Below are 9,300 nucleotides of genomic sequence, written 5' to 3'. Positions count from 1 at the left end.
CAACTGTGGGAGCTGGCTTGCCTGCGATGAGGCCATCAGCCCCTACGCAAAAGCCTGTTCAAGCGCAACACCGGCCCCGGTCAACCCGGAATACGGCGCCGTCACCAACCACACCGGAATGCCTTTGAAGTAGTCGCTCATGCAGCCCTTGTCGCTGAAACTCTTGGCAAAACCGCTGTTGATAAAGAAGTCGGCAAACCTCGGAATCACCCCGCCCACGATGTACACACCACCACGCCCACCGGTGGTCAGCACGTTGTTACCGGCCACACGGCCCAGCCAGATACTGAACTGGTTCAACACTTCCATGGCCACCGGGTCGCCGGCCAGGCCCGCGGCCGTAATGGCTTCGGGCGTGTCCAGCACCGGCGTGTGCCCGTCGACCGCACAAATGGCGCGGTACACACGGGGCAGGCCGCCACCGCTCAAGGCGGTCTCGGCGCTGACGTGGCCAATCTCGCTGTAGATGTGCTGCCACAACTGGGTTTCACGCGGGCTGCTCAGCGGCAGGTCGACATGGCCACCCTCCCCTGGCAACGCCGCGTAACGGCCTTCGCCCAAATCCAGCAAGGTGCCCACACCCAGGCCAGTGCCCGGGCCGATCACCACGGCTGGGCGCAACGGCTCCGGCGTGCCTTGGCACACCACACGGAATTCATCGGGTTTGAGCCGCGTCATGCCCAGGGCCATGGCCGTGAAGTCATTGACCAGCAGCAGCTCATCGACCTGCAGGGTTTTGCAAAACGCAGTTTTGCTCAGCCGCCAGTGATTGTTGGTGAATTTAAATTCATCGCCACTCACCGGCCCCGCGACTGACAGGCACACCGCGCCGATGTCCCCGATTTCCAGGCCTTCCTCCTTGAGGTAAACCTTGATGGCCTCCTCAGGGCTGTGGTGGTCCGCCGTGGCATGCACGCGGATCGAATGCAGTTCCTGATCCCGCCACAACGCAAAACGGGCGTTGGTACCACCAATGTCACCGACCAGCGCAAGCTTCACTTAAGCGTCTCCAAGGCAGAGGTAAAGGCGCTGGCGCCCTGCTCTGCGGAGCTTGCGGCCAAGCGCATAAATGCAAACAGCTCGCGACCGGCCCCCACGTTGTTGCCCAACAGGCCCGTGGCAGGCGTGCGCGCTGCAAATTCTTCGGCGTCCACCTTAAGCTCCAGGGTGCCCTTCACGCCATCGACGCGAATGATATCGCCATCCTTGACCCGCGCCAGCGGCCCGCCGCTCTGGGCTTCGGGGTTGACGTGAATCGCGGCGGGGATCTTACCCGACGCGCCAGACATACGCCCGTCTGTTACCAACGCAACTTTGAAGCCACGGTCCTGCAACACACCGAGGAACGGTGTCATCTTGTGCAGTTCCGGCATACCGTTGGAGCGCGGCCCCTGGAAGCGCATCACCGCGACAAAGTCTTTTTCCAGCTGGCCGGCCTTGAATGCATCGGCCAGATCCTGCTGATCCTGGAACACCACGGCCGGTGCTTCGACGATCTGATGCTCCGGCGCCACGGCCGAAACCTTCATCACACCACGCCCGAGATTGCCTTCCATCACGCGCAAGCCGCCTTCCGGCGAGAACGCACGGGCTACGGGGCGCAGGATGGTTTCGTCGAGGCTTTCGATCGGGCCGTCGCGCCAGATCAGCTCGCCGTCGACCAGGAACGGTTCCTGGGTGTAACGGCTCAAGCCCTTGCCCGCCACGGTGTTCACATCCTCATGGAGCAAGCCGGCTTCGAGCAGTTCGCGGATCAGGAACGACATGCCGCCCGCTGCCTGGAAGTGGTTGATGTCGGCCTTGCCGTTTGGATACACGTGGGACAGGGTCGGCACCACCTCGGAGAGGTCGGCCATGTCCTGCCAGGTGAGGATGATGCCCGCCGACATGGCGATGGCCGGCATGTGCAGGGTGTGGTTGGTAGAACCGCCCGTAGCGTTTAGGGCGACGATGGAGTTGACGATGGATTTTTCGTCGACGATCTCGCCAATCGGCGTGAAGTCGCCACTGGCTTTGGTCAGGCGCGTGACCTGGTGCGCGGCTTCGCGGGTCAGCGCGTCACGCAGCGGCGTGTACGGGTTGACGAACGAAGCGCCCGGCAGGTGCAGGCCCATCACTTCCATCAGCAACTGGTTGGTGTTGGCGGTGCCGTAGAAGGTGCAGGTGCCGGGGCTGTGGTAGGACTTCATCTCCGATTCCAGCAGTTCCTCACGGGTAGCCTTGCCTTCGGCATAACGCTGGCGCACGTCGGCTTTCTGCTTGTTGGAGATGCCCGATGGCATAGGGCCGCCCGGCACGAAGATCATCGGCAGGTGGCCGTAGCGCAGCGCCCCCATCATCAGGCCCGGCACAATCTTGTCGCAGATGCCCAGCATCAGCGCGGCATCGAACATGTTGTGGGACAGCGCTACCGCCGTCGACATGGCGATGACTTCGCGGCTCAGCAGGCTCAGCTCCATGCCGGGCTCGCCTTGGGTCACGCCGTCGCACATGGCGGGCGTGCCACCGGCGAACTGGCCGACCGAGCCGACTTCGCGCAGGGCTTTCTTGATCTGTTCCGGGAAATGTTCGTACGGCTGGTGCGCCGAGAGCATGTCGTTATATGACGAAACAATTGCCACGTTGGCGGCATTCATCATACGCAGACTATTTTTATCTTCAGTGCCGCAGCCGGCCACGCCGTGGGCAAAGTTGGCGCATTGCAGCTTGCCGCGCATCGGGCCGTCGCTGGCCGCGCCACGAATGAGCGCAAGGTAAGCCTCGCGGGTTGCACGACTGCGGGCGATAAGCCGTTCGGTGACCTCAAGAACGCGGGGATGCATGTATAGAACTCCAGGCTAACGGATGTGGCGACCTGAGAGTCTATGCTGATCAAACGCCCGCAGCTCATGGGATGGCAGGGTGTCGTTTGAATCATCGGACCAGTTGATTCAGGTCACTCGTTGTAGATTGAACAAAATATTGCCACTAAAAAGGCTTGTTTTCTATTTTTATGCGAATAATCTTGTAATTCTTACAACAAATCGACGACAGGCACTTTCCAATGACTCTTCGTATCGCAATCAATGGTTTTGGCCGTATCGGCCGTAATGTCCTGCGCGCACTGTATACCCAAGGCTACCGCCAGGATTTGCAGATCGTCGCCATCAATGATCTGGGCGACAGCTCGATCAATGCCCACCTGCTCAAATACGACACCGTGCATGGCACTTTCGATGCAGAGGTCGCCCACGATCAGGAAAGCCTGACCGTCAATGGTGACCGGATTGCCGTCAGTGCCATTCGCAACCCGGCCGACCTGCCGTGGGCTGCGCACAAGATCGACGTAGTGTTCGAATGCACCGGTCTGTTCACCGACCGCGACAAGGCTGCCGCTCATATTACCGCCGGCGCCCGCAAGGTGATCATCTCGGCCCCGGCCAAAGGCGCGGACGCCACCGTGGTTTACGGGGTAAACCATGACATTTTGCGTCAATCGCACCAGATCATCTCCAACGCTTCGTGCACCACCAACTGCCTGGCGCCCGTGGCTCAGGTGCTGCACCGCGAGCTGGGCATCGAAAGCGGCCTGATGACCACCATTCACGCTTACACCAATGACCAGAACCTGACCGACGTGTACCACACCGACCCGTACCGCGCGCGTTCGGCCACCCAGAACATGATCCCGAGCAAGACCGGCGCCGCTGAAGCGGTCGGCCTGGTACTGCCGGAACTGGCAGGCAAGCTGACCGGCATGGCCGTGCGTGTGCCGGTGATCAACGTGTCGCTGGTGGACCTCACCGTGACGCTGAAAAAAGAAGCCACCGCCGAGCAAGTCAACGCACTGCTGAAAGAAGCCAGCCAGCATTCGAAGATCCTCGGCTACAACACCCTGCCGCTGGTTTCCAGTGACTTCAACCATAACCCGCTGTCGTCGATTTTCGATGCCAATCACACCAAGGTCAGTGGCAAGTTGCTCAAAGTGCTGGCGTGGTATGACAACGAGTGGGGCTTCTCCAACCGTATGCTGGATAACTGCCTGGCGCTCTACAACGCCGAGTAAACCGACCCGGTTGTTCCATTGTGTGGACTGGCTTGTGTGGGAGCTGGCTTGCCTGCGATAGCATCACCGCGGTCTGTCTGAAAGACCAGGGCGCCTGCATCGCAGGCAAGCCAGCTCCCACAGGAGTCGACGCAGCATCTCAAAGTGCCACTTGCCATTTGAGTTGATGATAAGCATTATCATTAACTGCAAACCGGTCTGGTATCACTGTGAGCCAATCTCGCTTCAACCAAGTCTTTCTCACCCAACGGGTGATTCTGCTACGCACTCTGCAGCGGATGGTGAATAACCACAGCACCGCCGAAGACCTGTTGCAGGAAACCTACCTGCGCGTCACGCGGGCGCTCAGCGAGCGGCCGATCGATCACCTTGAACCCTTCGTCTATCAAACCGCGCGCAACCTGGCGCTGGACCATCTGCGCTCGCGCCGCATCCAGGCCCGCACACTGCAAGAAGATGTGCCGCTGGACGTACTGCAGAGCGTCGCCGCGCCGATCAGCACGCCCGAGGACGCCACCCAGGCCGAGCAATTGCTCGAACACCTGAGCGTCAGCCTCGGCCAGCTGAGTGCCCGCCAACAGCAGATTTTCATCCTCAGCCGCCTGCACGGTTGCAGCTACCAGGAGATTGCTGATCAGTTGCAAGTGTCCTTGAGCACGGTGCAAAAGGAACTGAAATTGATCATGGCTATCTGTGTAGGAGTGGCCGAACGGCTGGATCAGCCTTAAGCTTCACCCGACAGAGGTGTCGACCCAGGCTGTAGGAACGATGAATAGAACGTGGCGAAGACCCGAGGAACACCGTGACGGACCCGAATAAGCTGCGCCCCCATGAGCTGGCTCATGAGGTGCTGCAAGACACGGCCATGGACCAAGCCCTCGATTGGCTGATTGCCTTGCAATGCCCGCAACCCGGGCAGCAAGCCGAGTTTGATGCCTGGCTTGCCAGCGACCCGGCGCACCTGCTCGCCTTCAGCAAGGCCCAGGCCGCCTGGGGCGGCGCGCCGGTTCGCAGCGCCGCCGTGGCCTTGGCAGTGCCGCGCAAACCCAGCGCGTGGCGGCGTATCAAGCCGCATTGGAAACCCCTGGCCACCGCCGCTGTGCTGCTGATCGGTCTGTTCAGCTTCAGCAACCTGCCCGTGCGACTGCAGGCCGACCACCTCACCGTGGTCGGTGAACGCCAGCGCCTGCAATTGGATGACGGCTCCAAAGTGTTACTGAACACCAATTCGGCGTTTTCCAGCAGCATCAAGGACCACCAGCGCGTCGCCCGACTGTTCCAGGGCGAAGCTTTCTTTGAGGTGGCGCCCAGCCGTGGCCTGCCGCTGGAGATTGACGCCGGCCCCGTGCGCGCCAGCGTGCGCGACACCGACTTCGCCGTGCGCTACCTCAATGGCGAAGCCCAGGTGCAGGTGCAGCGCGGCGATGTGGACTTGAGCAACACCTTTGACGATGCCCGCGTGCGCTTGAGCGCCGGAGAGAGTATCCGCATCGGCCCCAAAGGCTTCGGCCAACCGGCCAAACTGGATGCGAGTAAAGACTTGGCGTGGGTCCAGGGCCGCCTGGTATTCGAAAACTGCCCGATGAGCGAAGTGCTCGCCGAGTTGCGTCGCTATTACCCCGGCTGGATCGTCAACACCAACAACCAGCTCGCAAGCGTGGCCGTCACCGGCAATTACCGCCTCGACCAACCGCTGGATGTGGTGCGCTCCCTGGCGCACATCACCTCGGCCAAGCTCTCCGAATATCCAGCGCTGGTCATCTTGAACTAAATGAGAATTATTTTTACTCGATAGTAACCGGCGGTTCGTCTCGTTATAGCCAATGCAACTGATTCCTATTTGATCAGCTCGCAACTATAAGATTCGTATCCCCGGAGCGCTCTCGATGTCCTCTCGTTTCAACCGCCGGTCCTCTTCGCCCGTTCTGTCCTTGCTCACCGCCGCCATCCTGCTGGCCAGCGCGCCGGTGATGGCCGCCACTGCCGCCGAACCGGCTGCACGCAGCCACGGCAATTACAGTTTCAGTATCGAACAGCAGCCCTTGGTGTCGGCGTTGAATGCCTTTACCAGCGTTACCGGCTGGCAAGTCGGCTTGCCGGCAGAGCTTGGCCAGGGTGTGTCGTCCCCCGGCGTGCGCGGCGCACTCTCGCCGGAAAAAGCCCTGGACCGGTTGTTGCTGGGCACCAACCTGAGCTACCGCAAACTGGGCAATAACAACATCGTGCTGGAAAAGCGCCCAGCGGGCAGCACGCTCAATCTGCAGCAGGTGACCATCAGCGCCACCCGCAGTGAGCAGGACGTCAACAGCGTGCCAAGCACCGTTACTGTGCATGCGCGTGAGGAGCTGGACCGCCAGAACGTGAACACCATCCGTGAACTGGTGCGTTACGAGCCCAACGTGTCGGTCGGCGGCGCAGGCACCCGCGCCAGCAACGCCGGCTACAACATTCGCGGCATCGACGGCGACCGCATCCTCACTCAAGTGGACGGCGTGGAAGTGCCGGACAACTTCTTCAACGGCCCGTACGCCAAAACCCGCCGTAACTATGTCGACCCGGAAATCGTCAAGCGCGTCGAGATCCTGCGCGGCCCAGCCTCGGCACTGTACGGCAGCAGCGCCATCGGCGGCGCGGTGAGCTACTTCACCCTCGACCCGGACGACATCATCAAGCCCGGCCAGGACGTCGGCGCCCGCCTCAAAACCGGCTACAGCTCCGCCGACGACAGCTGGCTGACCTCCGGCACCGTCGCCGGCCGCGTGCAGGACTTCGACGGTTTGCTGCACCTGAGCCAGCGCAATGGCCATGAAATGGAGTCCTACGACGGCAACAACGCCACAGGCCTGGCCCGTACCGGCGCCAACCCGGAAGATGCGCGCACCACCAATATCCTGGCGAAAATGGGTTGGAATTATGGCGATGACAATCGGCTGGGATTGACCTACGAGAAGTTCAAGGATGATCGCGACGTCAATCTGAAGAACGCCGTGGGCGGCCCCTTCGTCGGCGGGCGTGGCTTTAATTTCTACCGTGGGCGTTCGGGTAACGACACCATCACCCGTGAACGCTTCGGCATCGAAAACCGCTTTGCCCTCGACTCGCCGATAGCCGATCAGATCAAGACCAGCCTCAACTACCAGATTGCCAAGACTGACCAGAGCACCGCTGAAATCTACCAGCCATCGCGCCGCGTCATGCGCACCCGCGACACCCTGTACGAAGAAAAACAGTGGGTCTTCGACGCACAGCTGGACAAGGCGTTCAGCCTCGGTGAAACCGATCACCAAGTGACTTACGGCACCACCCTCAAGCAGCAGAAAGTCAGCGGCTCGCGCGAAGGCTCGGCCTACTGCCTCGCCGTCGGCTCAGGTTGCACGGCGATCGGCGCGCCCAGCCCGTCTGCCGGCGACAGCGTGAAAAAGTCCAGCGACTTCCCGGACCCGACCATCAACACTTACTCGCTGTTCGCCCAGGACCAGATCAACTGGGACAAATGGACCTTCCTGCCCGCCGTACGTTACGACTACACCCGGCTCAAGCCCAAGCTGACCCAGGAATTCCTCAACACCGTCAACCCCACCGGCGCCTACCCGGTCAGCGACAAAGAAAAAACCTGGCACCGCGTCACGCCAAAATTCGGCCTGACCTATGCGCTGACCGATCAATACACCTGGTTCGGCCAGTACGCCGAGGGCTTCCGCACCCCGTCGGCCAAAGCGCTGTATGGCCGTTTTGAAAACCTCAACCTGGGCTACACCGTCGAGCCAAACCCGAACCTCAAGCCGGAAACCAGCAAGGGCATCGAGACCGGGATTCGTGGCCAGTTCGATGAAGGCTCCTTCGACATCGCGGTGTTCTATAACAAGTACCGCGACTTTATCGACGAAGACGCCTCGGTCGCCGGCGGCGACATCCAAACCTTCGAAGCCAACAACATCAAGCACGCCACCATCAAGGGGGTTGAGGCCAAAGGCCGCCTGAACCTCGATGCGTTCGGAGCGCCACAAGGTCTCTACACACAGGGCTCGGTGGGCTACACCTACGGCCGCAACGACGACAACGGCGAGCCGCTCAACAGCGTCAACCCGCTTAAAGGCGTATTCGGCCTGGGCTACGAGCAGGAGCAATACGGCGCGCTGGTCAGCTGGACGCTGGTGAAAAAACAGAACCGTGTCGACAGCACCACCTTCCACGCGCCGGATGGCAGCACCAGCGCTCCGTTCAAGACCCCAGGCTTTGGCATCGTCGACCTCACCGGTTTCTACAAAGTCACCAACGACGTGACCATCAACGGCGGCCTCTACAACCTCACCGACAAGAAGTACTGGAACTGGGATGACGTGCGCAGCTACGACGGCGTCGGCGAAGCCGGCGTGACCGCGCCGGCCAACCTCGACCGCCTGACTCAGCCGGGTCGCAACTTCGCGATCAACCTGATCTGGGACATCTGACAGCCGCCCTCACCTTGCCGCCCTTTATCAGCGGCGAGGTGAGGTTTTTTTACTGTGCCGCGTCTTCTTGTTCGTCTAGTTGATAACAGCTCTCTTTAGAGCACCCAGGCGCGCCCCTTCTCAAGGATTTTTTCGATGACCGCTTCTCCTACCGCAGAACGCCCAAACCTGCGCTCCCAGCGCCTGAACCAGATCACCCACGCGCCACACACCAAGCTCGACGCGCTGGTCAAAGCCCACGCGCCGTTTGAAACCCCAGCCAACTTCGCCCGTTTTGTGGTGGCGCAGTACCTGTTCCAGTCAGAACTGGTGGCGCTGTACAACGACCCCGAGCTGATCAAGATCGTCCCAGACCTGGCTGAGCGCTGCCGCGCCGACGCCGCCAAACTAGACCTGGCCGACCTGGAAACCGACGTGCCAGCACCGGTTGCCGGCGCCGTGAAAAACCCGAGCAAAGCCGAAGCCCTGGGCTGGTTGTTCGTGTCCGAAGGCTCCAAGCTGGGCGCGGCGTTCCTGATCAAGCGCGCCGTGGGCCTGGGCCTGAGCGAAACCTTCGGTGCCCGTCACTTGGGCGAGCCGGCCGGTGGCCGCGCTGAAGGCTGGAAGCGCTTCACCCGCACCCTCGACGGCCTGGCGTTCAGCGCCGAAGAAGAAGCGGCGGTGGAGAAAGGTGCAATCGATGCGTTTGTGCGCTTCACCGTGCTGCTGGAACAGGCGTACGCTAGCGCCCCTGAACTGGCGTAACAGGCCACGATGGGAGCTGGCTTGTTGTGGGAGCTGGCTTGCCTGCGATAGCATCAACTC

The 9,300-nt window shown here is 61.2% G+C and carries 7 protein-coding genes; 5 read left to right on the top strand and 2 right to left on the bottom strand.

What is annotated here, in order from left to right:
- Window positions 1–42 precede the first annotated feature (42 nt).
- Complete coding sequence (locus FEM54_RS16110) at window positions 43–999, bottom strand: glucokinase (protein WP_138451875.1); 957 nt, start codon at window positions 997–999, stop codon at window positions 43–45.
- A complete protein-coding gene (gene edd / locus FEM54_RS16105) occupies window positions 996–2,822 on the bottom strand; it encodes a phosphogluconate dehydratase (RefSeq protein WP_138451872.1) in 1,827 nt (608 codons plus the stop codon). Before edd ends, FEM54_RS16110 begins: the two co-directional genes overlap by 4 nt.
- Before the next feature lie 221 nt (window positions 2,823–3,043).
- Between edd and gap the strand changes: the two genes are divergently transcribed.
- From gap to FEM54_RS16075, 5 genes are all read left to right on the top strand, one after another.
- Window positions 3,044–4,045 (top strand): type I glyceraldehyde-3-phosphate dehydrogenase, encoded by a 1,002-nt coding sequence (gene gap, locus FEM54_RS16100; RefSeq protein WP_138451871.1) that lies wholly within the window; start codon window positions 3,044–3,046, stop codon window positions 4,043–4,045.
- 209 nt (window positions 4,046–4,254) lie between these two features.
- A complete protein-coding gene (locus FEM54_RS16090; RefSeq protein ID WP_056858662.1) occupies window positions 4,255–4,773 on the top strand; it encodes an RNA polymerase sigma factor in 519 nt (172 codons plus the stop codon).
- Window positions 4,774–4,847: 74 nt separating this feature from the next.
- Window positions 4,848–5,816 (top strand): FecR family protein, encoded by a 969-nt coding sequence (locus FEM54_RS16085; protein WP_138451867.1) that lies wholly within the window; start codon window positions 4,848–4,850, stop codon window positions 5,814–5,816.
- A 115-nt stretch (window positions 5,817–5,931) separates the two neighbouring features.
- Window positions 5,932–8,496, top strand: a complete 2,565-nt coding sequence (locus FEM54_RS16080; RefSeq protein ID WP_138451865.1) for a TonB-dependent receptor — start codon at window positions 5,932–5,934, stop codon at window positions 8,494–8,496.
- Between the two features lie 135 nt (window positions 8,497–8,631).
- Complete coding sequence (locus FEM54_RS16075; protein WP_138451863.1) at window positions 8,632–9,240, top strand: biliverdin-producing heme oxygenase; 609 nt, start codon at window positions 8,632–8,634, stop codon at window positions 9,238–9,240.
- Window positions 9,241–9,300 lie beyond the last annotated feature (60 nt).

The organism is Pseudomonas edaphica, from assembly GCF_005863185.1.
Lineage (GTDB): Bacteria > Pseudomonadota > Gammaproteobacteria > Pseudomonadales > Pseudomonadaceae > Aquipseudomonas > Aquipseudomonas edaphica.
This window is presented reverse-complemented; position numbering and strand designations above follow the sequence as displayed.